Below are 22,706 nucleotides of genomic sequence, written 5' to 3'. Positions count from 1 at the left end.
GACCGCGATAGAGGCTGCACTCTATGCCAGTTGCAGCAGGGTAGGCCTCTGCTTTGTTCAGAAGCGGCACTGTGACCCTGCTTTCGCGTCCGACGGTCTACAGGCCAAAGAGCGAATGTCCAAGAGCGGGAATTCCAGGAGTGCCATGAATCAGATAGGAAACAGCATTGTCCGTGTCGGCGAACTTACGATGCTGGCCTGTAAGATAAGCTTCATGTGGTATTGGTAAAGCATTCCGGAAGTAGATGGCGTTCCTTGAATACACTTGGATCGCTAGGTTAAGGCCGTCAATTTCCGCATCAGTCAATACAATGCTCGTAAGTTGAGGATTCTTCATGTACTGCCTGTGCCGGCAGATCAATACGCTGATCCATGGCGTGATGGGAGCAAGTATCTCGACGGTCGTGAGCGGCGGACGCGCATACGAGACGTTGTGGTAGAAGCCATCGCCGAACAAAAACTCCTTGTTCGGCGAGAACATAACAACGAATTTTGCGCGAGTGCCGATATCATTGACGATTAATTTCTGCTGACGCCTTATATTAAGGCCCATAAGTGCCTCACGTTCCGGGCGCGGCAGTGATCCGCCTCTGAGCCTTTCAGCCAGAGAGACTGACGCCTCCCGATTCATGGGGCTGCGGACAGCAAGGGAGACAACACACTCAACGGCTCTCAGAAGCTCCTGTTCGGTTGTCTCAACAGGCATGTATCTATCGCGTAGTCCAGCAGAGGCACCAAGCTCCTCTCTCGGCAGCTGCTCCAGCCAGTCAATGAACGTTGGGAAATGGGTGTCAGCGTCATCGAATTCAGATTCGAAGCTCTCGTCCCAATGACTTGGAGCGCCGCCGTGCCCAAGCTTGATGAGATGCCCGTTGCCGATCGCTCCCAACCTGTGGGAAGCCAAGCGCAAATGGGTGCCATCGGGCTTAAGCCATCCCACCTTGCCATCCTCTCCTTCCCAGTGCTTTGAAACGCATGCTGGCCACCAATGATGCAGTGCAGATTTAAGCGGTATTTTATTTTCCATGCCCTGCATTCTGATTATGGTGGCCCGTGCGCGAGATCTGCGGTCAAGGTTGATCTCGATTAATGCTAAATAATTTTCTATTAAAAGATGCCCTGACGTGACTTCTTAATTCGTAGATCGTAAATGACGTCGTGTGCGTTTAAGATTACCGCTAAAAGAGCCACCGATGGTCTTTCAGCTGTCCCCGTTCTTCTTTGCGAGCTTTTTCGTGGGCCTCCCCACCAACCGCGCCGGCAGCCCCTGCACCGCGCTCACCACGCGCGCCAGCACCAGCTGCGCGGCGCGGCTGGGTTGGCGGCGGGGGGCGGTGCAGACGGCCAGCTGCAGGGGGCGGGCCTGCCAGCCGTGCAGGGGGACGAAGGCCAGGGTGCCGCGTTCCAGGTCGGCGGCCACGTCGATCAGGCTCAGCACGCCCACGCCGCCGCCGTCGCGGATCAGCGAGCGGATCAGGCGGGTGTCGTTGCAGGTGGTGACCCGGCGCGGGTCCACGCCGTGGCGCACGTACAGGCTGCGGGTGCGTTCCTCGATCACCAGGGGCGCGGCGGGCACCAGCAGGCGTTCGTCCAGCAGCCGGCTCATCGCCAGGCTCTTTTCATCGGCCAGGGCGTGGCCGGGCGGCAGCACGGCGCCGACGGGGATGTCGATGGCGGTGCGCACCTCCAGGTTGCCGTGTTCGACCGGGTCCAGCAGCACGCCGAAGTCCACTTCCGCCGCGGCCACCAGTTCGCTGGCCACGCGGTTGCCCATCACGCGCAGGTCGAAGGAGAAGCCGGGGTATTCGCGGGTCAATTCGGCCAGCAGCTGGGGCACGAAGCCTTCGCTCAGCGCGTCGATCAGCGCGATGCTGACGTGGCCGCGGCGCAGGCCGCGCAGGTCGCCGACGCGCTCGAGGGTGCGGGTGTGCTCCTTGCGCCAGCGCTTGAGATCGCCCAGCAGCAGTTCGCCGGCGGCGGTGAGCTTCATGCCGGTGGGCAGGCGTTCGAACAGCTCGGTCTCCAGCTGCTGCTCGGCGCCCTGGATCTGGCGGTGGATGGCCGAAGGCGAGACGTGCAGCACCTCGGCGGCCTTGCGCAGGTTGCCCTGGGCGGCGACCTCGATGAAGTAGCTGGCGAAGCGGGAGAAGGGCAGCACCGGGCGCACCTGTTCTGTTTTTTGCAACGCATGATTGAAAAATCTTGGATGGACTGCAACACGTGCGCCGCCGCAAGGTAGGGGCGCACCCCGCAACCGCCCCCGCCAGGTCGCCCGCCTCATGTCCGCCACCGCGTCCGCCCATCCGGCCAATCCCTACAGCCCGCTGCCGCCGGGCAGCACCTTCACCGAGCACGACTGGCGGCTGCTGGCGCGCCAGTGGCACCCGGTGGCCAACAGCAGCGAGGTCACCGGCGCGCCGCTGCAGGCGGTGCTGCTGGACGAGGCGCTGGTGGTCTATCGAGTGCACGGTGAGGTGGTGGTGGCGCGCGATGTCTGCCCGCACCGCGGCGTGCCGCTGAGCATGGGCAGCAACGACGGCGAGGGCGTGGTCTGCCCGTACCACGGCCTGCGCTTCGGCGCGGGCGGGCGCTGCAACCGCATTCCCTCCAGCCCCGGCCAGGCCATCCCGGCCAAGCTGCACCTGGCGACGTATCCCACGGTCGAGCGCTATGGCTTGGTCTGGGTGTGTCTGGCGCCGGATGCGGACAACCCGGCGCCGCTGCCGGTGATGCCGCACTGGGACCAGGCGGGGTTCCAGCAGATCAACTGCCCGCCGTTCGACATCAACGGCTTCGCGGGACGACAGGTGGAAGGCTTTCTGGATGTGGCGCATTTCGCCTGGATCCACACCGGCACCTTTGCCGACCCGGCCAACCAGCTGGTGCCGGACTACGCGCCGGTGGAGACGCCGACCGGCTTCACCGTGGACTACGTCAGCAACGTCAGCAATTACGGCGTGGGCTTCCATCACCTGGCGCCGCCGGACTATCCCTGGTTGCGCCACTTCGAGGTGCACCTGCCGTTCTGCGCCTCGCTGACGATCCATTTCCCGGGCGATGAGCGGCTGGTGATCTTCAACTGCGCCTCGCCGGTGTCGGCGCGCAGGACGCGGCTGTTCGTGCCGATCGCGCGCAACTTCAACCTGGACCAGCCGGTGGAGGAGGTGCACGCCTTCAACCTGCGCGTGTTCGAGGAGGACCGCGCGATGGTCGAGCTGCAGAAGCCCGAGCGCCTGCCGCTGGACATGACGCTGGAGGCGCACATCCCGGCCGACCGCAGTTCCATCGCCTACCGTCGCGGCCTGAAGAAGATGGGCTTCGGCGAGTTCTTCCTCGTCTGATGAACACGATCGAAGTCGTCATCGACGCGATGAGCCGGCAGGGCGCCGGCAATCTGGCCGTCGAACTGGCCCGCGCCGATGGCCTTGCGCTGCCGGCGTTCGAGGCCGGCGCGCACGTGGACGTGCACCTGCCCGGCGGGCTGGTGCGCCAGTACTCCATCGCCAGCACGCCGGCCGACACCTCGCGCTATGTGCTGTGCGTGCGCCGCGAGGCCGCCTCGCGCGGCGGCTCGGCCAGCGTGCACGAGCGCCTGCGCGTGGGCCAGGCGCTGACCATCTCATCGCCGCGCAATCTGTTCGCGCTGCGCGCGGGCAGTCACCATGTGCTGGTGGCCGGCGGCATCGGCATCACGCCGCTGCTGGCGATGGCGCACCAGCTGCAGGCGGGCGGGGCCTCGTTCGAGCTGCATTACTACGTGCGCAGCCGCGCCGAGATCGCCTTCCTGCGCCAGCTGCAGGGCGAGTTCGGCGCGCGTGCGCATCTGCACAGCGCCGAGGAAGGCCGCGACGCGCGGCAGGTGCTGCCCGCGGCGCTGGACGGGGCGGGCGAGGATCACCAGCTCTACCTGTGCGGACCGGGACCGTTCATGGCGCATCTGCGCGAGGCGGCGCTGGCGCGTGGCTGGGACGCAGCGCGCATCCACAGCGAGGCCTTCGCACCGGTCGCGCCGCTGGCCTCGGCCGAGGCCGGCGCGGACACGGCCTTCGAGGTGGCGCTGGCCTCGAGCGGGCAGGTGTTCACCGTCGCGCCCGAGCGCACCATCGCCGCGGTGCTGGCCGAGGCCGGCGTGCCGGTCAGCCTGTCGTGCGAGATGGGCCTGTGCGGCGCCTGCCTGACCGATGTGGTCGAAGGCATTCCCGATCATCGCGACACCGTGCAGAGCGAGGCGGAGAAGGCCAGCAACCGGCAGATCACCCTGTGCTGCTCGCGCAGCCGCAGCCCTCGGCTTACATTGGCGCTGTGACCACGATGGACTCTCCCACGCGCCCGGGCGTGCAGCAGAACCTCGACCTGCTCGGCGGCTATACCGCTGCGCTTGCGGATTTCCAGCCGCCATCCTCGGCACCCGCCGAAGCGGGCGATGCGGTCGATGTGCGTGTGGCCGTGCCCGAGCTGCTGCGCACGCTGCACGCGCGCAATCCGGCGCTGGTGGCCTTCACTCGCATCTTCGAGGCCGGGCTGACGGCGAACACGGACGCGAACGCGCCGCTGGCGGGCCTGCCGTTCGCGGTCAAGGATCTGTTCGACGTGCAGGGCCTGACCACCACCGCCGGTGCGGCCATGCGCCTTGCGGCGCCGCCTGCCGCGCGCGATGCGCAGGTGGTGCGCCGGCTCAAGCGCGCCGGCGCGGTGCTGGTGGGCACGACCAATATGGACGAGTTCGCCTACGGCTTCGCCACGGTCAATGCGCACTTCGGCACCACGCGCAATCCGCATGATCTGGAACGACTGGCGGGCGGGTCTTCCGGCGGCTCGGCGGCGGCGGTGGCGGCGGGGCTGGTGCCGTTCGCGCTGGGCTCGGATACCAATGGTTCGATCCGCGTGCCGGCTGCGCTGTGCGGCATCTATGGCCTGCGCAGCACGCATGGGCAGGTGCCGCTGGACGGCGTGTTCCCGTTCGTGGAGGCGCTGGACGTGGCCGGGCCGTTCGCGCGGTCGCTGGACGTGCTGCAGGCGGTGCATGAAGTGATGGCCGATGCGACGCTGGCGCCGGTGGATGTGGGCGCCCTGCGCATCGCGCGGCTGGGCGGCTGGTTCGATGCCAACCTCGATCCCGCACTGAACGCCGGGCTCGAAGCGATCTGCGCGGCCTTGGGTGCGGGCGCGAGCGTCGAGCTGCCGCAGGCCAGGACCTCGCGCATGGCGGCCTTCGTCATGACCGCCATCGAGGGCGCGTACCTGCATCGTCAGGCGCTGCAGGCGCAGCCCGATGCCTTCGATCCGGCCGTGCGCGATCGCCTGCTCGCCGGTCAGCTGCAGCCGGCGCGGGCGCTGCTGGACGTGCAGCGCTTCGCGGCGTGGTTCGCTGAGGCGATGGCGCAGCTGTGGCGCACGGTCGATGTGCTGATCGCGCCGGCCGTGCCCTGCGTGGCGCCGCGCATCGACCAGGCCACGATCGAGATCGACGGCGCGCCGGTGTCGGCGCGCGCCAACCTGGGGCTGTTCACCCAGCCGCTGGGGCTGGCCGGCTGCCCGGTGCTGGCCGCGCCGCTGTGGCGGCCGGGCCAGCTGCCGCTGGGCGTGCAGCTGATCGCCGCCCCCGGGCGCGAAGACCGCCTGTTCGCCGTGGCGCGCACGCTGGAAGCCAGTGGACTGACCGGCGCGCATGCGCCCAGTGGAGCTTCCAGCTGATGCTGCACACCTTGCGCGCCCGCCGCGGCCTGGCCGTGGCCCCGCATCATCTTGCCGCGCAGGCCGGTCGCGACGTGCTGCGCGATGGCGGCACCGCGGTGGAGGCCTGCGTGGCTATCGCCGCGACGTTGGCGGTGGTGTATCCGCACATGACCGGGATCGGCGGCGATGGCTTCTGGCTGATCCGCGAGCCCGATGGCCGCGTGCATGCCATCGATGCCTGCGGCCGCAGCGCGCAGGCGGCGACGCTGGACTTCTACGCGGGCCTGCCGGTCATCCCGTGGCGCGGGCCGGGCGCGGCCAATACCGTGGCCGGCACCGTCTCGGGCTGGGCGCAGGCGCTGACGGGGCAGAGCAACCGCCTGCCGCTGGCGCGCCTGCTGGAAGACGCGATCCACCATGCCCGGGCCGGCGTGCCGGTCACCGCAGGCGGTGCGCAGATCGCCTTGGCTAAGGGCGCGGAGCTGCGCGTCCAGCCCGGCGCCTGGGCCGCCACGTTCGAACCCGACGGCATGCCACTGCGCGAAGGCGAACTGCTGCGTCAGCCCGCGCTGGCCGCGAGCCTGCAGCGCCTGGCCGACGCCGGCCTGGACGACTACTACCGCGGCGAACTGGCGCTCAGCCTCGCCGCGGACCTGGCCGCGCTGGGCAGCCCGCTCGCGCTGGCCGACCTGCAAACGCATCGCGCGCAGGCCAGCACGCCGCTGCACGTGCGCGTGCGCGACGCCACGCTCTACAACCATGCCCCGCCGACGCAGGGGCTGGCCTCGCTGCTGATCCTGGCGCTGTTCGACCGGCTGGAAGTCGCGCAGGGCGAGCGCTTCGCCCATGTGCACGGGCTGGTGGAGGCGACCAAGCAGGCCTTCCTGGTGCGCGATGCGCACGTCGGCGACCCGGACTGGATGACGCTGGACGCGCAGGCGCTGCTGGACGATGCGGCCGCGCTCGACGCGATGGCCGCACGCATCGATCCGGCCCAGGCGCTGCCCTGGCCGCAGCCCTCGCAGGCCGGGGACACGTGCTGGTTCGGCGCGCTCGATGCGCGCGGCCAGGCGGTCAGCTGCATCCAGTCGACCTATTTCGAATTCGGCTCAGGCGTCGTGCTGCCGGGCAGCGGCATCACCTGGCAGAACCGCGGCTGCAGCTTCCGCCTGGCCAGCGATGGCTGGAACGCGCTCAAGCCCGGCCGCAAGCCCTTCCACACCCTCAATCCCGCGCTGGCGGTGTTCGACGATGGCAGCGTGATGAGTTACGGGACCATGGGCGGCGAAGGCCAGCCGCAGACCCAGGCGGCGGTGTTCACTCGCTACGCGCGCTTCGGCATGCCACTGCAGCAGGCGGTCAGCGCGCCGCGCTGGCTGCTGGGTCGCACTTGGGGCGAGGACAGCACGTCGCTGAAGCTGGAGGACCGGTTCGACCCGGCGCTGATCGACGCGCTGCGCGCGGCCGGGCATGCGGTCGAACTGCTGCCGGCCTACACCTCGGTGATGGGCCATGCCGGCGCGCTGGTGCGCGAGCCCGACGGAACCCTGAGTGGCGCGGTCGATCCGCGCAGCGACGGGGTGGTGGCCGGATGGTGAGTGCCCTGCTGCGCGCGCTGTGCGCCCTCGCCATGCTCGCCTGCCTGCTGGTGCCGGCCGCGCGAGCGGCCGAGTCGCAGGCACAGGAAGCGCCGATCCCGGTGATCGTGGACAACGACTTTGGCACCGATATCGACGACGGCTTCGCGCTGTCGCTGGTGCTGGCCTCGCCGCGCCTGCGGCCGCTGCTGGTGACCACGACCTATGGCGACACCCGGTTGCGCGCACAGCTGGTGGCGCAGCTGCTGCAGGACACCGGCCACACGCGGGTGCCGGTCGCCGCCGGACCCGCGGTCGGCACGCGCGAGGGCGAGATCGGGCAGGCCGGCTGGCTGCGCGATGCCGATCGGCCGGTGCGCGCCGATGGCGTCGAGGCGATGCTGCGCGTGCTGCGCCAGCGGCCGGCCGGGCAGGTGACGCTGCTGGCGCTGGGGCCGCTGACCACGGTGCAGGCCGCGCTCAAGCGCGATCCGGTGGCCTTCGCCCGGCTCAGGCGCGTGGTGCTGATGGGCGGCTCGCTGCGGCGCGGCTATGGGCCGGTGGCCGGCACCAACAGCGACACGCCCAGCGCCGAATACAACATCAAGCTGGCCCCGCAGGCGCTGCGCGACCTGCTGGCCAGCGGCGTGCCGGTCGAGGTGCAGCCGCTGGATTCGACCGAGATCGCGCTGCCCGCCGATTTGCAGGCGCGCATCTTCGCCGCGCCCACGTCCTACGCCGATCCGCTGTCCAGACTCTATGCGCTGTGGGCCGCGCGCAGTCCCTGGGGCACGACGCCGACCCTGTTCGACGTGGTGCCCGTGGCGCGCTTGCTGGACCCGACGGTGTGCACGCCGGTGCCGCTGCATATCACGGTGGACGACGACGGCATGACCCGCGAAGGGCAGGGCGCGCCCAATGCCAGCGCCTGCCTGGACGTGGACAAGGCGCGCGTGCTGGCGCTGGTGGCCAGTTCCCTGGCGCCGGCCGCCAAGGCCGCGCAGGTGCAGCCATGAACGCCCCGGCGCTGCATCGTACCGCCGGCGAGCGCGCCATCGCCCGCTGCGATGCGCTGGGCGTGGCGCCGTACAGCGATGCGGACAGCGGCCTGTATCGCGCCTGGCTCACGCCGGCGCATCGCGAAGCGCAGGGCTTGGTGGCCGAGTGGATGAGCCAGGCCGGCATGGCCACGCGCCTGGACGCGGCCAGCAACCTGATCGGTCGCTACGAAGGCGCGCACCGCGACGCGCCGGCGCTGCTGATCGGCAGCCACCTGGACAGCGTGCGCGACGCGGGCCGCTACGACGGTCCGCTGGGCATCATGCTCGGCATCGAATGCGTGGCCGCGCTGCACGCGCGCGGCGAGCGCATGCCGTTCGCCATCGAGGTGATCGCCTTCGGCGACGAGGAGGGCTCGCGCTTCCCGGCTTCGATGTTCACCAGCCGCGCGGTGGCCGGCACCTTGGCGCCCGGTGCCCTCGACGGCGTGGTCGATGCGGCCGGCGTGTCGGTGGCGCAGGCGCTGGCCGGCTGGGGCCTGGCGGCGGCGCAGTTCCATCAGGCCGCGCGCCGCCCCGACGAGGTCATCGGCTACCTGGAAGCGCACATCGAACAAGGCCCGGTGCTGGAGGCCGAGGGCCTGGCGCTGGGCGTGGTCACCGGCATCGCCGCGCAGCTGCGCTTCGAGGTCAGCGTGCGAGGGCGTGCCGGCCACGCGGGCACCAGCCCGATGCCGCTGCGCGCCGATGCGCTCACCGCCGCGGCCGAGTGCGTGCTGGCGGTCGAGGCCGTCGCCCGCGAGGCGGCGAGCGATCTGGTCGCCACCGTGGGCCGCATGCAGGTGCTGCCGGGCGCGACCAATGTGATTCCCGGGCGGGTGAGCTTCTCGCTGGACGTGCGCGCCGGCGACAACGCGCGGCGCGATGCCGGTGCGGCGCAGATCCTGCGCCGCTTCGAGGCCATCGCCGCCGCGCGTGGGGTGCAGGTCGAGGCCTTGCAGGTGCAGGACCTGGCCGCCAGCCCGTGCGATACGCACCTGGTCGAGCTGTTGGCCCAGGCCGTGGAAACGCAGGACATCGCGCCGCGCCGGTTGGTCTCCGGCGCCGGCCACGATGCGATGGTGATGCGTGCGCTGTGCCCGACGGCGATGCTGTTCGTGCGCTGCGACGGCGGCATCTCGCACAACCCGGCCGAGCGCGCCAGCGCGGCCGACGCCGGCCTGGCCGTGGCGGCCATGCTGGATTTCATCGAACGTTTGGGAGCGATACGTGGCAATTGAAGTCTTTGGCGAGATCGATCCGCCGCAGCGCCTGTTGATGGGACCGGGCCCGGTCAATGCGCATCCGCGCGTGCTGCGCGCCATGTCGGCCGACCTGCTGGGGCAGTTCGACCCGGAAATGACCGCCTACATGAACGAGGTCATGGCGCTGTACCGCCCGATCTTCGGCACCGATAACCGGTGGACCTTCCTGGTCGACGGCACCGCGCGCGCCGGCATCGAGGCCGCGCTGGTGTCGCTGGTGGCGCCGGGCGAGACGGTGCTGGTGGTCAACTTCGGTCGCTTCGGCCTGCTGCTGACCGAGATCCTCGGCCGCATCGGCGCCAGGATCGAAACCGTCGAGGCCCCGTGGGGCCAGGTGGTGCCGCTGGACGCCATCGAGGACGCGCTCAAGCGCGTGCGCCCGACGCTGGTGGCGACCATCCATGGCGACACCTCCACCACCATGGCGCAGCCGCTGGAAGGCTTCGGCGCGCTGTGCCGGCGCTACGGCGCGCTGTCGTACGTGGATGCCACGGCCACCATCGGCGGCATGGAACTGGCCGCCGACCGCTGGCAGGTGGACATCGTCACCGGCGGCCTGCAGAAGTGCCTGGGCGGGCCGTCGGGTTCGGCGCCGATCACCGTCTCCGAGGCGGCGGCCGAGCGCATCTTCGCCCGCCGCCATGTCGAGCGCGGCATCGCGCGCGAGGACATCGACGATGGCGACGGCCCGCGCATCGGCTCCAACTACTTCGACCTGGCCATGGTCATGGACTACTGGTCGGACAAGCGCCTGAACCACCACACCGAAGCCACCACCATGCTCTACGGCGCCCGCGAATGCGCGCGCATCGCGCTGCAGGAAGGCCTGGCGCGGCGCTATGCGCGCCATCGCGCCGCCGGCCGTGCCGTGACCGCCGGCGCGCGCGCGCGTGGGGCTGGAGGTGTTCGGCGACGACGCCCACCGCATGAGCAACGTCACCGGCCTGGTGATCCCCGCCGGCGTCGATGGCGAGGCGGTGCGCCGCGCCATGCGCGAGGACTTCGAGATCGAGATCGGCACCGCCTTCGGCCCGCTGCAGGGCAAGGTCTGGCGCATCGGCGCGATGGGCTACAACGCGGTCAAGCACAAGGTGCTGATCACGCTGGGCGCGCTGGAGACCGTGCTGCGCCTGCAGGGCTTCGCCTGTACGCCCGGCGCCGCCATCGACGCCGCGCTGGCCGCGTGGAATGCGGAAGTGGCCGCATGAGCGCAGGCGGCGAGCCGACGCTCAACGACCCGGCCGTCGTGGCCGAGGTGCGCGCGGCCTTCGATGCCTACGAACGGGCGCTGATGACCGACGACATCGCCACGCTCGATCGCCTGTTCCATGCCGCGCCCAGCACCGTGCGCTACGGCGTGGGCGAGGTGCTGTACGGCATCGAGGAGATCCGCGCGTTCCGCATCGGCCGCGGCGGCTCGCCGCAGCGCCGGCTGGGGCGGGTGGAGATCGCCACCTTCGGCGCCGACTTCGCCACGGCCAATGCGGAGTTCTTCCGCGAAGGCGCCGCCCGGCGCGGCCGCCAGAGCCAGAGCTGGGTGCGCTTCGCCGACGGCTGGAAGGTCGTCGCGGCGCATGTCTCGCTGGAGGGCACGCACGCGTGAGCCTGGCCGATCTGGAAACCCGCGTGGCCCACGACCTGGCCTGCCTGGACCACGGCAAGCCGGACTGGACGCGGCCGCGCCCGCACGACCAGGGTCATGTGTTCGATGTGGTGATCGCCGGCGGCGGGCAGAGCGGGCTGGGCGCGGCCTTCGCGCTGCTGCGCGAGCGGGTCTCCAACCTGCTGGTGATCGACGAATGCCCGGAAGGACGCGAGGGGCCGTGGCTCAGCTATGCGCGCATGGTCACGCTGCGCACGCCCAAGCAGATCACCTCGATCGACTTGGGGCTCCCCTCGCTGACCTTCCGCGCCTGGTGGGAGGCCCAGCACGGCGCGGCCGGCTGGGAGGCGCTGGACAAGATCCAGCGCGAGGACTGGATGGCCTACCTGCGCTGGTACCGCGGTGTGCTGCGCCTGCCGGTGCGCAACGACACGCGCCTGGCCCGGCTCGAACCTCTGCCGGAGCAGGGCCTGCACCGCCTGCACCTGCACGACGGCGGCACGCTGCTGGCGCGCAAGGTGATCCTGGCCACCGGCATCCAGGGCGGCGGCCAGTGGGTGGTGCCCAAGTTCGTCTCCGACCACCTGCCGCCGACGCGCTATGCGCACACCTCCGGGCCGCTGGACTACGCCGCGCTGGCCGGCAAGCGCATCGCCATCCTCGGCGGCGGCGCGTCGGCCTTCGACAACGCGCAGTACGCGCTGCAGCGCGGGGTGCGCGAGGCGCATGTGTTCGTGCGCCGCGCGCAGCTGCCGCGGGTCAATCCGATCCGGCACATGGAGCAGGCCGGCATCATCGCGCGCTTCCCGGCACTGCCCGATGCCGACAAGTACGCGCTGATGGCCAGCTTCTTCGCCCGCAGCCAGCCGCCGACCAACGACACCTTCGCCCGCGCGGTGGCCATGCCGGGCTTCCACCTGCATCTGGGCGCGCCGTGGCTGTCGGTAGCCGAGCGCGATGGCCAGGCGGTGGTGACCACGCCGCAGGGCGCGCAGGCGTTCGATTTCCTTGCCATCGCCACCGGCCTGGTGACAGATCCGGACCTGCGCCCCGAGCTGGCCGCGCTGGCACCGGCCATCGCGCGCTGGCGCGATCGCTACGTGCCGCCGGCCGGTGCCGCCAACCCGCTGCTCGACGCGCATCCCTACCTGGGCCCGGGCTTCGAACTGCAGCCGCGCACGGGCGAGGACGCGGCCAGGCTGCACGGCCTGTTCGCGTTCAACTACTCGGCGCTGATCAACCTGGGGCTGTCGGCCGCCGCGCTGTCGGGCCTGAAGTACGCACTGCCGCGCCTGGCGCAGGCGGTGGCCAACCAGCTCTTCGTCGACGACCGTGCCGCGGTAGTGCGCGACTTCCTGGCCTTCGACGAGGAGGAGTTCACCGGCCAGTGGCCGCTGCCGCAGGAGTCCGCCGCATGACCACGCTCTCCACCCACGTGCTGGACACCAGCCGCGGCGGCCCGGCCGCCGGCGTGGCGGTGCAGCTGTTCGACGCCGACAGCGCGCTGCGCTGGCAGGGCGTCACCGATGCCGACGGGCGCTGCCCGGCGCTGCGCGAACAGGCGCTGGAAGCCGGGCGCTATCGGCTGGTGTTCGCGGTCGCGGCGTACTTCCGCGCGGCCGGCGTGGCGCTGCCGGAGCCGCCGTTCCTGGACATGATTCCGCTGGATTTCGGCATCGCGGGGCAGGGGCATTACCACGTGCCGCTGCTGGTCTCGCCGTTCGGCTATTCGACCTATCGCGGCAGCTAAGCCGCCCGACGCGGCTACACTGACCGCCCGCGTCCGGCGTTGCGCACGGCGCTTTGCCCGTTCGCTTCCGGTCTACGCATGCTCAGCCTGCACGAGGTCTCCCCGCTGATCGCCTGGATGGTCTCGGCCATGGGGCTGCTGGCCGCAGCGCTGCTGGTCTGGTTCGCGCTGCGCTGGCGACGCGGCCGCCGCACCTGGGGCCTGCCGCTGATCGCCGCGCTGCTGGTGCTGGCCGCTTCGCTGGGACTGACGCTGGCCTCGCGCGCCGCGCAGGACAAGGCCGAGCGGGCGCAGGCCATGGCCCGCCCGCTGTCGCCGCAGGAGCAGGCGGTGTGGAGCATCGTGCAGACCCGCTGCCAGGCCTGCCATTCCGACCACGCCACGGTCATGCCCTGGGCCGCCTACGGCCTGAGCCTGGACGACATGGGCGATGTCGAGCGCAACGCCGCCGCCATCCAGCTTCAGGTGGTCCAACTGCAGGCCATGCCGATGCGCAACACTACCCAGATGACGCCGCAGGAACGCGAAGTCATCGCGCGCTGGTACGCCGAGCGCGCAACGTCAGCGCACGGCACAAAAGGCGACTAAGCCCCGAACACGTCATTCCCGCGAACGCGGGAATCCAGTGGCTCTCGCACAAAGCGCTAAAAGGCGCTGGGTTCCCGCGTTCGCGGGAACGACGGTAGGAGGATTGCCGCGGTCTTCAGCAACCCACGATTCCGCGTCCAATCCTCGCAGCGAAGAGCAACCCCCTCCGCTCCAATCCCGAATCCCGAATCCCGAATCCCGAATCCCGAATCCCCAAAACACCAAACGCCCCAAACGGGGCGTCCTGAAACGGTCGGCTGGCTGGCGAAAGCGGGCGGGCGGTGACCGGTGCACGTCGTCGCTGGCGGGAGCGGGCTGACGGCGCGGACGGAAGTCTAGCCAGCGCGCGAAAGTGATGGCGAAATGCGAATCGTTCTTGAGAAGCGCGAGGCCCGCTCAGGCCGCCGGCTCGATCTGCGCGAACGAGGTCACCCGCGGATGCCCGTTGCAGGCGGCCGCATCGCGCGGGGTCGGATAGTCCTCCAGCCGGTCCAGCAGCACGGTCTGCAGGCCGGCCTCGCGCGCGGCGTCCAGCTCGGCCACCACGTCGGACAGGAACAGCACCTCGCGCGGTGCCACGCCGATGCGCTCGACGATGCGCGCATAGCTGTCGCACTCGCGCTTGCCGCCGATCTCGGTATCGAACCAGCCCGACACCAGCGGCGTCAGGTCGCCGGCATCGCTATGGCCGAAGAACAGCTTCTGCGCCGGCACCGAGCCGGACGAATAGACGTACAGCGCCAGGCCCTCGCCATACCAGTCCTGCAGCGCCTGGGCCGCGTCCGGATACATGTGCGCGGTGAAGTCAGCATCGCGGTAGCCGGCCTCCCACACCATGCCCTGCAGCGCCTTGAGCGCGGTGTGCTTGCGGTCGGCGTCGATCCAGTCCTGCAGCACCGCCACGCGCGCGGCATCCTCCTGCGCCTGCGGCGCATCCGCGCTGACCGCATCCAGCCAGCGGCGCACGTCCGGGTCGTCGCCGTGGGCGGCGACGAAGCCCGGCAGCGCACGCCGCGCATAAGGAAACAGCACGTCCTTGACGAAGGAAATGCTGCTGGTCGTGCCTTCGATATCGGTGAGCACCGCCTGCACAACGCCCATCAGGAAGCCCGCTCCGGGGTGTAGCGCGGGAAGCTGGCGGCGATGGTCTCGCCGGTGAAGTGGCCGACCCAGCCATCCGGCTCGGTGAAGAAGCGGATCGCCACGAAGCTGGGCGACTCGCCCATGTCGAACCAGTGCTTGGTCCCGTCCGGCACGGCGATCAGGTCGTCCTTGACGCACTCGATCTCGTAGACCTTGTCGTCCACATGCAGAGTGAACAATCCCGAGCCGGCGACGAAGAAGCGCACCTCGTCCTCCTTGTGGAAGTGCTCGTCCAGGAACTTGGTGCGCATCTCGGCGCGCGCCGGATGATCGGGTGCGATGCTGACCACGTCCACCGACTTGAAGCCGCGCTCGGCGACCAGGCGGTCGATGTCGGCGCGGTAGGCGTCCATCACCGCCTCGGGCGAGGCGCCGGGCTCGATCGGCTTGGAGGCCTGCCAGCGCTCGAACAGCACCCCGATCTTCTCAAGCTCGGTGGCGATGAAATCCGGGTCGTAGCTGGCGAACAGCGGCGTGGACGGATCGGCGTGGTCGAAGATGCGAAGACGGCTCATGGCGGGCTCCTGGCAGGGGGGCGAAGGCCGGGCGGAAAAGGGTAGCAGCGGCGGCGCCGGGCGGCGTCGCCGCCATGCAACGCAGCAGTGCGATTCAGCCGCGCGCGCCGAGCTTGCGCAGCTCCAGCTCGCAGTGGAACAGGAACTCGAAGGCCTCCAGGTGACGGCGCGCCTCGGCCATGGTGCGGCCCCAGGCGTACAGGCCGTGGCCGTCGATCAGATAGCCCCACAGCGGGCCCTGGTCCAGCAGCGCATCCACCTGCGCGGCCAGCACGGTCATGTCCTGGGTGTTGGGCAGCACCGGCACGTCGATGGCCATCTCGTGGGTGCTGTTGCCGTGGAAGGCCTTGAGCAGCTCGTAGCCTTCCAGGCGGATATGGCCGGCGCCGGCGTACAGGCGCGAGGCGATGGTCTGCACCAGCGAGTGGGTGTGCAGCACGCAGCCCACCTCGGGGAAGCGCCGGTAGAGCTGGGTGTGCAGCAGGGTCTCGGCCGAAGGACGCTTGTCGGTGGCCACCGGTCGGCCTTCGAAGTCCACGACCATGATGTGCTCGCGGCCCATGCGGCCCTTGTCCGCGCCGGAGACGGTGATCGCGGCATGGCGATCGTCCAGGCGCTCGGAGAAGTTGCTGCTGGTGGCCGGGGTCCAGCCCAGGCGCGCCAGCTCGGCCACGTTGGCGGTGATGTCGTCGGCCAGCACGGCCAGGCGCGCGGCATCGAAGGGGAGGCTGTTCATGCCGCCATTTTACCGCGCCGGCTTGACCGATCGACGTCAGCCCTGGCCGCGCAGCCGGCTGTGGCGGAACCCGTAGGCGGCGTAGATGACGAAGCCGATCACCGTCCAGATCACCATCAACATCCAGTTGTGCGCGGTCATGGTCGACAGCAGCAGCAGGCAGCTGCCGATGCCGGCCAGGCAGATCGCCCAGGCGAAGGGGATGCGGAACGGGCGCGGCAGCTGGGGCTGAGTGCGGCGCAGGATCAGCACGCCGGCGCAGACCGAGGCGAAGGCGATCAGCGTGCCCATCGAGGTCAGCTCGCCGAGCACGTCCAGCGGGAACACCGCCGCCAGCACCGCGATGCCGATGCCGGTGATCACCGTGTTGATGTGCGGGGTGCGGTACTTGGGATGAATGCGGGTGAACACCGTCGGCAGCAGGCCGTCGCGGGCCATGATCATGAAGATGCGCGGCTGGCCGATGATCATCACCAGCACCACCGAGGACAGGCCGATCAGCGCGCCGATCTCCACGACCAGGCGCAGCCAGCCCAACTCGGGATGCGCGGCCACGGCGGTGACCACCGGCTCGTCGGTGCCGAGCATGGAATAAGGCACCAGGCCGGTCATGACCGCGGCCATGGCGATGTAGAGCACGGTGCAGATCACCAGCGAGGCGAGCATGCCGACCGGCAGGTCGCGCTGCGGCTTGGTCGATTCCTGCGCGGCCACCGACACCGCCTCGAAACCGATATAGGCGAAGAACACGATCGCCGCCCCGCGCACCACGCCGTCCCAGCCGAACTTGCCCGGGCCCTGTGCCTCGGGGATGAAGGGATGCCAGTTGGCCGGGTCCACGTACTTCCAGCCGGCGAAGATGACCAGCAGGATCAGACAGGTCTTCAGCACGACCATGGCCATGTTCATGGCCGAGGACTTGCGGATGCCGACATAGCACAGCCAGGTCAGCAGCAGCACGATGGCCGCGGCCGGCAGGTTGGCGATGGCGCCGGTGGGCTGCAGCTTGCCGTCCAGCGGCGCGCTGACCAGCGCCGCCGGCAGGTGGATGCCGAACTGGTCGAGCAGGCTGAGGAAATAGCCGGTCCAGCTCACCGCCACGGCCGAGGCCGACACGCCGTACTCGAGCACCAGCATCCAGCCGATGAACCAGGCCGCCGCCTCGCCCAGCGTGGCGTAGGTGTAGGTATAGGCCGAGCCGGACACCGGCACCATCGCGGCGAACTCGGCATAGGCCAGCGCGCAGAAGGTGCAGCACAGCGCGGCCAGCACGAAGGACAGCATGATCGCCGGCCCCGCATGCTGCGCGGCGGCCTGGCCGGTGATGACGAAGATGCCGCCGCCGATGACCGCGCCGATGCCCAGCGCGGTCAGGCCCCAGGGTCCCAGCGTGCGATGCAGCTGCAGGTCCTGCGCATCCTGGGTGAGCTGGCCGGGATGTTTGATGCGGAGCAGCTGCTTCATTGAGGGATCCGGTGCGGGGAGTGGAAGAAACAACGGCCGTCTAGCGGCCGTTGTCGGGGTGCGTCGTACGAAGCGGCGCGATCTGCTTAGTGCTGCTCGTTGCCAGGCGCCAGATGGCTGCGCTTGCGGCTGTAGAGCGTGTAGATGATCAGGCCCAGCACCGCCCAGCCAGCGAACACGCCCTTGGCGACCATGCTCAGGTTGACGAACAGCAGCAGACAGCCGGCCACCGCCAGCGGGCACACGATCCAGGCGAACGGCGTGCGGAACGGGCGCGGACGGTCGGGCTGCTGCTTGCGCAGCACCAGCACGCCGATGGACACCATCGCGAAGGCCAGCAGGGTGCCGGAGTTGGAGGTGTCGGCCAGCTTGCCCACCGGGAACAGCGCGCCGCAGAAGGCCACCACCAGGCCGGTGGCCAGGGTGATCACGTGCGGGGTGTGGAAGCGCGGATGCACGCGCGAGAGACGCTCGGGCAGCAGGCCATCGCGCGACATGGTGAAGAAGATGCGGGTCTGGCCGAACATCATCATCAGGATCACCGACGGCAGCGCCAGGATGGCGGCCACGCCGATCCAGTTGCCCAGGTTCGGCCAGCCGATCAGGCGCAGCACGTGGGCCAGCGGCTCATGGCTGCAGACCAGCGCCTCGGAGCCCTTGCAGGCCGCGGCGAAGGCCTGGCTGCCCGGCTCCAGCGGCACGCCGTCGGGGCCCATGATCGGCTGCGCGCCGACCGCGCCGACCGCGGCATAGCCCACCAGCAGATAGAAAATGGTGCACACCGCCAGCGAGGCGATCAGGCCGATGGGGATGTTGCGGTTGGGGTTCTTGGTCTCCTCGGCCGCGGTGGAGATCGCATCGAAGCCCACGTAGGCGAAGAAGATCGACGCGGCCGCGCCGAGCACACCGATGCCGCCCAGCGGGCTGCCCCAGCCACCGGGCAGGAACGGGGTGAAGTTGGCCGTGTGCGAGGTCGCCACCGGCAGCGCCATGACGATGAACAAGGTCAGCGCGATGATCTTGATCGCCACCAGCACCGAGTTGACCTTGGCGCTCTTGGAGGTGCCGATCACCAGCAGCCAGGTCACCAGCAGCGCGATGCCGAAGGCCAGGATGTTGAAGCTGCCCCCGGCGAACAGGCCGGTCTGCAGCGCGGGCGGCAGCGCCAGCGCGCCGGGCTGCACCAGGCCAAACAGCGTCGTGTTGGCGAGCAGGCCGTTCATGTAGCCCGACCAGCCCACGGTCACCACCGCCGCGCCGATGCCGTATTCCAGGCCCAGCGCCCAGCCCACGATCCAGGCGATCAGCTCGCCGAGCACGCCGTAGGTGTAGGTGTAGGCTGAGCCGGAGACCGGCACCATCGAGGCCAGTTCGGAATAGGCCAGCGCGGCCAGGCCGCAGACCACCGCGGCGATCACGAAGGCGATCATCATGCCCGGGCCGGCCTTCTGGCCCGCTTCGGCGGTCAGCACGAAGATGCCGGTACCGATCACCGCGCCGATGCCCAGCATGGTCAGCTGGAAGGCACCGAGCTGGCGCGTCAGCGCTTTCTTCTCGGCGGTTTCAAGAATCTTGTCGAGCGGCTTGACACGCCAGAACAGCATCGCGGAATTCCCCAGGGTCGGTAAAGGCGAAAGGGATCCGCTGCCCCCTTGGCGCGCGGATGGGATCGCCGAACCTTACCCGTCATACTGTCCGTTGCACAAGTTACCTTGTGCCCTTGCCGCGGCCCGACGGGCCGCCGGCCCGGGCATGGGGCGAGGTCCTATGTCCGACGATTCCCGCGCCGCGCTGACGGCGCAACTTCAGGCCTACCAGGCACGCTGGCCGGCTGAACACGAGGATGTCGCCAACTTCCTGGCGCTGCTCTCGCACCCGGACGCGTTCGTGCGGGCGCGGCTGGAGTCCCATTTCACGGCCTCGGCCTGGCTGGTCAGCGGCGATGGCGCGCGCGCGGCGCTGATGCACCACGCCAAGCTGCGGCGCTGGCTGCAGCCCGGCGGCCACGCCGACGGCGACGAGGCGCTGCCGGCGGTCGCGCTGAAGGAGGCGCAGGAGGAGACCGGCCTGACCGACCTGGCCGTGGATGAATCGGCGATCTTCGATCTGGATCGTCACTGGATCCCCGAGCGTGGGGAGGTCCCGGGGCACTGGCACTTCGACGTGCGCTACGTGGTGCACGCCCTGGGCAGCGAGGCCTTCGTCGGCAACGAGGAATCCCTGGCCCTGGCCTGGCGGCCAATCGCCGAGGTCGCCGCCGATCCGGACCCCTCGCTCAGCCGCATGGCGCGCAAGTGGCTGGCCTCAGCCGCCACCTGACCGCGCCTTGATTTTTGTGGGAGCCACTGTCTCCCAGGTCAGGCCGCGGTCTCCTTGTAGAGCGGAGCTTGTGGCAATCCCCTTTTGGGGACTCCGCTGGGGCCTTCCCCCACGAACCGAACGAAGAGCAGCGGAGCAAGCTCCGCTCTACAGGTGGAAGCCGCCCTTGTGGCCTTTTTGGCCATTGGCGGCTCCCACACATCAGGTTTCGTCGAGGATCAGTACAGCACCCGCACCCGCAGCGTGCCCTCGATCGCGGCCATCGCGTCCTTCAGCACCGCGGCCTGTTCCTCCGAGGCGGTGACATCGATCACCACATAGCCGACCTGCGGGTCGGTGCGCAGGAACTGGCCGTCGATGTTGACGCCCTGGTTGCGGAACACGTCGTTGATCTGCGACAGCACGCCCGGCACGTTGCGGTGGATGTGCAGGATGCGGCGGCTGCCTTCGTGGCCGGGCAGGGTGACCTCGGGGAAGTTCACCGCCGACAGGGTGCTGCCGTTGTCGCTGTAGCGCACCAGCTTGGCGGCCACCTCGACGCCGATGTTGTCCTGCGCCTCCAGGGTGCTGCCGCCCACGTGCGGGGTCAGGATCACCTGGTCCAGGCCGGCCAGCGGCGAGACGAAGGCATCGCCATTGCCCTTGGGCTCGACCGGGAACACGTCCACCGCCGCGCCGCCGACCTGGCCGGAGCGCAGCGCCTCGGCCAGCGCGTCGATATCCACCACCGTGCCGCGCGAGGCATTGATCAGGTGCGCGCCGCGCTTCATGCCGGCGATCTGCGCCGCGCCGAACATGTCCTTGGTGGCCGGCGTTTCCGGCACGTGCAGGGTGACCACGTCGGCGCGTTCCAGCAGGTCCTCCAGGCTCAGCGCCGGGGCGGCGTTGCCCAGCGAGAGCTTGGTCTCGATGTCGTGGAAGATGACCTTCATGCCCATCGCCTCGGCCAGCACGCCGACCTGGGTGCCGATATGGCCGTAGCCGACGATGCCCAGGGTCTTGCCGCGCACCTCGTGGCTGCCCGCGGCCGACTTGGACCAGCCGCCGCGATGGCATTCGGCCGACTTCTGCGGGATGCCGCGCATCAGCATGATCGCCTGGGCGATCACCAGCTCGGCCACGCTGCGGGTGTTGGAATAGGGCGCGTTGAACACCGGGATGCCGGCCAGCTCGGCCGCCTCCACGTCGACCTGGTTGGTGCCGATGCAGAAGCAGCCCACCGCGATCAGGCGCCGCGCGTGGCTCAGCACCTCGGCGGTCAGCTGCGTGCGCGAGCGGATGCCGATGATGTGGGCCTCGGCGATGCGGGCCTTCAGCTCGTCCTCGGGCAGCGACTTGGAATGGAGCTCGATCTGGCTGTAGCCGGCCGCCTGGAAGGTCTCCACCGCGGTCTGGCTGACGCCCTCCAGCAGCAATACGCGGATGTCTTCCTTCGGGAACGAGGTCTTCTTCGACATGGGGGGAGCGGGTGGGGAGCCAAGCGGGGCGCCACTATGCCAGATTGCGCCCGGGCCACGCCGTCGCGCCATCTGGACGTGGCGTTGCAGGGCTGGCACGCTGGCGCACCCTTGAAAACAAGCCGTTTCGCGCGCAACCGTCATGACCGATTCCCTGCTTGATTCGCTGCGCGTGGCGGTGCCCGACCTGCGCCTGAAGACCGACGCCGGCGACCTGGAACACTACGGTCGCGACTGGACCCGGCGCTGGACGCCCAACCCCCTGGCGATCGCCCTGCCGGGCAGCGTCGAGGAAGTGCAGGCGGTGATGCGCTGGGCCGCGCAGCGCCAGGTCAGGGTGGTGCCCTCGGGCGGCCGCACTGGCCTGTCCGGCGGCGCGGTGGCGGCCGATGGCGAGCTGGTCCTGAGCCTTGAGCGCATGAACAAGGCGCTGGCCTTCGACCGCGTCGACCGCACCCTGACCGTACAGGCCGGCATGCCGCTGGAAGCCGTGCACAACGCCGCGCGCGAGCACGGCCTGGAGTATCCGGTGGACTTCGCCGCGCGCGGTTCGTGCTCGATCGGCGGCAACATCGCCACCAACGCCGGCGGCATCCGCGTGATCCGCTACGGCAACACGCGCGAATGGATCGCCGGGCTGAAGGTGGTCACCGCGCAGGGCGAACTGCTCGATCTCAACCGCGCGCTGGTCAAGAACTCCTCCGGCTACGATCTGCGCCAGCTGATGATCGGCTCGGAGGGCACGCTGGGCATCGTGGTCGAGGCGACGCTGCGCCTGACCGATCCGCCGCCGCCGACCAATGTGATGCTGCTGGCGCTGACCAGCTTCGAGGGGCTGATGGAGGTGTTCGCCGCATTCCGCGAACGGCTGCGGCTGGAGGCCTTCGAGTTCTTCACCGACATCGCGCTCAGGCACGTGCTGGCGCATGGCGCGGTCAAGCCCTTCGACGAGGTCTATCCGTACTACGTGGTGACCGAGTTCGCCGTGGGCGACGAGGACAGCGAGGCGGCGGCGATGGCGGCCTTCGAGGCCTGCATGGAGGCCGGCTGGGTCGCCGATGGCGTCATCAGCCAGTCCGACGCGCAGGCCCAGCAGCTGTGGCGCCTGCGCGAGGGGATCACCGAGTCACTGGCGCCCTATGTGCCGTACAAGAACGACGTGTCGGTGCGGATCTCGCAGATGCCGGCCTTCCTGGAGCAGACCCAGGCGCTGCTGGGCCAGGCCTATCCGCATTTCGAGGTGGTGTGGTTCGGCCATATCGGCGACGGCAACCTGCACATCAACGTGCTCAAGCCCGAGCAGATGGCGCAGGCGGACTTCGTGCGCGACTGCGAGCAGGTGACCAAACTGCTGGCGCAGGCGCTGAAGGCCCATGGCGGCAGCATCTCGGCCGAGCACGGCATCGGCCTGGTCAAGAAGCCCTACCTGGACAGCACGCGCGGACCGGCCGAGATCGCGCTGATGCGCGGCATCCGCAAGGCGCTCGACCCGCAGGGCCTGCTGAACCCGGGCAAGCTGTTCGATCCCTAAGCGCCTGCGGAGCGGTGGTGCGCCCGGCCGCGGCTGCGGTAGCCT

The 22,706-nt window shown here is 69.7% G+C and carries 20 protein-coding genes and 1 pseudogene; 13 read left to right on the top strand and 8 right to left on the bottom strand.

The window, feature by feature from the left end:
• Positions 1 to 97: 97 nt before the first annotated feature.
• Positions 98 to 1,027 carry a hypothetical protein gene (locus tag ACFJIT_RS07905; RefSeq protein WP_379655514.1) on the bottom strand — a complete coding sequence of 310 codons (930 nt, stop codon included), beginning with the start codon at positions 1,025 to 1,027 and terminating at the stop codon, positions 98 to 100.
• A 174-nt stretch (positions 1,028 to 1,201) separates the two neighbouring features.
• Complete coding sequence (locus ACFJIT_RS07900) at positions 1,202 to 2,158, bottom strand: LysR family transcriptional regulator (protein ID WP_379655513.1); 957 nt, start codon at positions 2,156 to 2,158, stop codon at positions 1,202 to 1,204.
• Between the two features lie 121 nt (positions 2,159 to 2,279).
• Here ACFJIT_RS07900 and ACFJIT_RS07895 point away from each other — a divergent pair, with 121 nt between their 5' ends.
• From ACFJIT_RS07895 to ACFJIT_RS07845, 11 genes and pseudogenes are all read left to right on the top strand, one after another.
• Positions 2,280 to 3,341, top strand: coding sequence for a Rieske 2Fe-2S domain-containing protein (locus ACFJIT_RS07895; protein ID WP_379655512.1), 1,062 nt, complete (start codon positions 2,280 to 2,282; stop codon positions 3,339 to 3,341).
• Positions 3,341 to 4,306: a PDR/VanB family oxidoreductase gene (locus tag ACFJIT_RS07890; protein WP_379655511.1), complete on the top strand. Its 966-nt coding sequence runs from the start codon at positions 3,341 to 3,343 to the stop codon at positions 4,304 to 4,306. Before ACFJIT_RS07895 ends, ACFJIT_RS07890 begins: the two co-directional genes overlap by 1 nt.
• A 5-nt stretch (positions 4,307 to 4,311) precedes the next feature.
• Positions 4,312 to 5,694: an AtzE family amidohydrolase gene (locus ACFJIT_RS07885; RefSeq protein ID WP_379655510.1), complete on the top strand. Its 1,383-nt coding sequence runs from the start codon at positions 4,312 to 4,314 to the stop codon at positions 5,692 to 5,694.
• Complete coding sequence (locus ACFJIT_RS07880; RefSeq protein ID WP_379655509.1) at positions 5,694 to 7,274, top strand: gamma-glutamyltransferase family protein; 1,581 nt, start codon at positions 5,694 to 5,696, stop codon at positions 7,272 to 7,274. The genes ACFJIT_RS07885 and ACFJIT_RS07880 overlap by 1 nt, the downstream gene beginning before the upstream one ends.
• On the top strand, positions 7,271 to 8,269 hold the full coding sequence (locus ACFJIT_RS07875) for a nucleoside hydrolase (RefSeq protein WP_379655508.1): 999 nt from the start codon (positions 7,271 to 7,273) through the stop codon (positions 8,267 to 8,269). The genes ACFJIT_RS07880 and ACFJIT_RS07875 overlap by 4 nt, the downstream gene beginning before the upstream one ends.
• 38 nt (positions 8,270 to 8,307) lie before the next feature.
• The gene (locus ACFJIT_RS07870) at positions 8,308 to 9,531 is read left to right on the top strand and encodes an allantoate amidohydrolase (RefSeq protein ID WP_379655740.1); all 1,224 of its coding nucleotides are present in this window, start codon (positions 8,308 to 8,310) and stop codon (positions 9,529 to 9,531) included.
• Positions 9,532 to 9,568: 37 nt separating this feature from the next.
• Positions 9,569 to 10,763 (top strand): annotated as a pseudogene (locus ACFJIT_RS07865) (pyridoxal-phosphate-dependent aminotransferase family protein).
• Positions 10,760 to 11,158 carry an oxalurate catabolism protein HpxZ gene (gene hpxZ, locus ACFJIT_RS07860; RefSeq protein WP_379655507.1) on the top strand — a complete coding sequence of 133 codons (399 nt, stop codon included), beginning with the start codon at positions 10,760 to 10,762 and terminating at the stop codon, positions 11,156 to 11,158. Before ACFJIT_RS07865 ends, hpxZ begins: the two are co-directional and overlap by 4 nt.
• Complete coding sequence (locus ACFJIT_RS07855; RefSeq protein WP_379655506.1) at positions 11,155 to 12,576, top strand: FAD/NAD(P)-binding protein; 1,422 nt, start codon at positions 11,155 to 11,157, stop codon at positions 12,574 to 12,576. The genes hpxZ and ACFJIT_RS07855 overlap by 4 nt, the downstream gene beginning before the upstream one ends.
• On the top strand, positions 12,573 to 12,908 hold the full coding sequence (uraH, locus tag ACFJIT_RS07850; RefSeq protein WP_379655505.1) for a hydroxyisourate hydrolase: 336 nt from the start codon (positions 12,573 to 12,575) through the stop codon (positions 12,906 to 12,908). Before ACFJIT_RS07855 ends, uraH begins: the two co-directional genes overlap by 4 nt.
• Before the next feature lie 78 nt (positions 12,909 to 12,986).
• A complete protein-coding gene (locus ACFJIT_RS07845) occupies positions 12,987 to 13,496 on the top strand; it encodes a hypothetical protein (RefSeq protein WP_379655504.1) in 510 nt (169 codons plus the stop codon).
• A 396-nt stretch (positions 13,497 to 13,892) separates the two neighbouring features.
• On the opposite strand, the gene mtnC is transcribed toward ACFJIT_RS07845, so the two are convergent.
• The 5 genes from mtnC to ACFJIT_RS07820 all read right to left on the bottom strand — a co-directional run bounded on the left by mtnC (position 13,893) and on the right by ACFJIT_RS07820 (position 18,958).
• A complete protein-coding gene (gene mtnC / locus ACFJIT_RS07840; RefSeq protein WP_379655503.1) occupies positions 13,893 to 14,597 on the bottom strand; it encodes an acireductone synthase in 705 nt (234 codons plus the stop codon).
• Entirely contained in the window at positions 14,597 to 15,154 is a 558-nt protein-coding gene (locus tag ACFJIT_RS07835) for an acireductone dioxygenase (RefSeq protein WP_130519736.1), read from the bottom strand. Before ACFJIT_RS07835 ends, mtnC begins: the two co-directional genes overlap by 1 nt.
• Positions 15,155 to 15,248: 94 nt before the next feature.
• On the bottom strand, positions 15,249 to 15,890 hold the full coding sequence (locus ACFJIT_RS07830; RefSeq protein ID WP_379655502.1) for a methylthioribulose 1-phosphate dehydratase: 642 nt from the start codon (positions 15,888 to 15,890) through the stop codon (positions 15,249 to 15,251).
• Between the two features lie 36 nt (positions 15,891 to 15,926).
• Positions 15,927 to 17,354, bottom strand: a complete 1,428-nt coding sequence (locus ACFJIT_RS07825; RefSeq protein WP_130531249.1) for an amino acid permease — start codon at positions 17,352 to 17,354, stop codon at positions 15,927 to 15,929.
• 86 nt (positions 17,355 to 17,440) lie between these two features.
• Positions 17,441 to 18,958: an amino acid permease gene (locus tag ACFJIT_RS07820; protein WP_130531251.1), complete on the bottom strand. Its 1,518-nt coding sequence runs from the start codon at positions 18,956 to 18,958 to the stop codon at positions 17,441 to 17,443.
• Between the two features lie 163 nt (positions 18,959 to 19,121).
• On the opposite strand from ACFJIT_RS07820, the gene ACFJIT_RS07815 reads away from it, so the two are divergent.
• The gene (locus ACFJIT_RS07815; RefSeq protein ID WP_379655501.1) at positions 19,122 to 19,673 is read left to right on the top strand and encodes an NUDIX hydrolase; all 552 of its coding nucleotides are present in this window, start codon (positions 19,122 to 19,124) and stop codon (positions 19,671 to 19,673) included.
• 218 nt (positions 19,674 to 19,891) lie between these two features.
• Here ACFJIT_RS07815 and serA read toward each other — a convergent pair whose 3' ends face one another.
• Positions 19,892 to 21,130 (bottom strand): phosphoglycerate dehydrogenase, encoded by a 1,239-nt coding sequence (gene serA / locus ACFJIT_RS07810; protein WP_379655500.1) that lies wholly within the window; start codon positions 21,128 to 21,130, stop codon positions 19,892 to 19,894.
• 142 nt (positions 21,131 to 21,272) lie between these two features.
• Here serA and ACFJIT_RS07805 point away from each other — a divergent pair, with 142 nt between their 5' ends.
• Positions 21,273 to 22,661 (top strand): FAD-binding oxidoreductase, encoded by a 1,389-nt coding sequence (locus ACFJIT_RS07805; RefSeq protein ID WP_379655499.1) that lies wholly within the window; start codon positions 21,273 to 21,275, stop codon positions 22,659 to 22,661.
• Positions 22,662 to 22,706: the final 45 nt, after the last annotated feature.

The organism is Pseudoxanthomonas sp. UC19_8 (genome assembly GCF_042700505.1).
In the GTDB taxonomy this organism is placed as follows: domain Bacteria; phylum Pseudomonadota; class Gammaproteobacteria; order Xanthomonadales; family Xanthomonadaceae; genus Pseudoxanthomonas_A; species Pseudoxanthomonas_A winnipegensis.
Note: the sequence above shows the minus strand (reverse complement) of the source record. Positions and strands in the feature narration are given on the sequence as shown.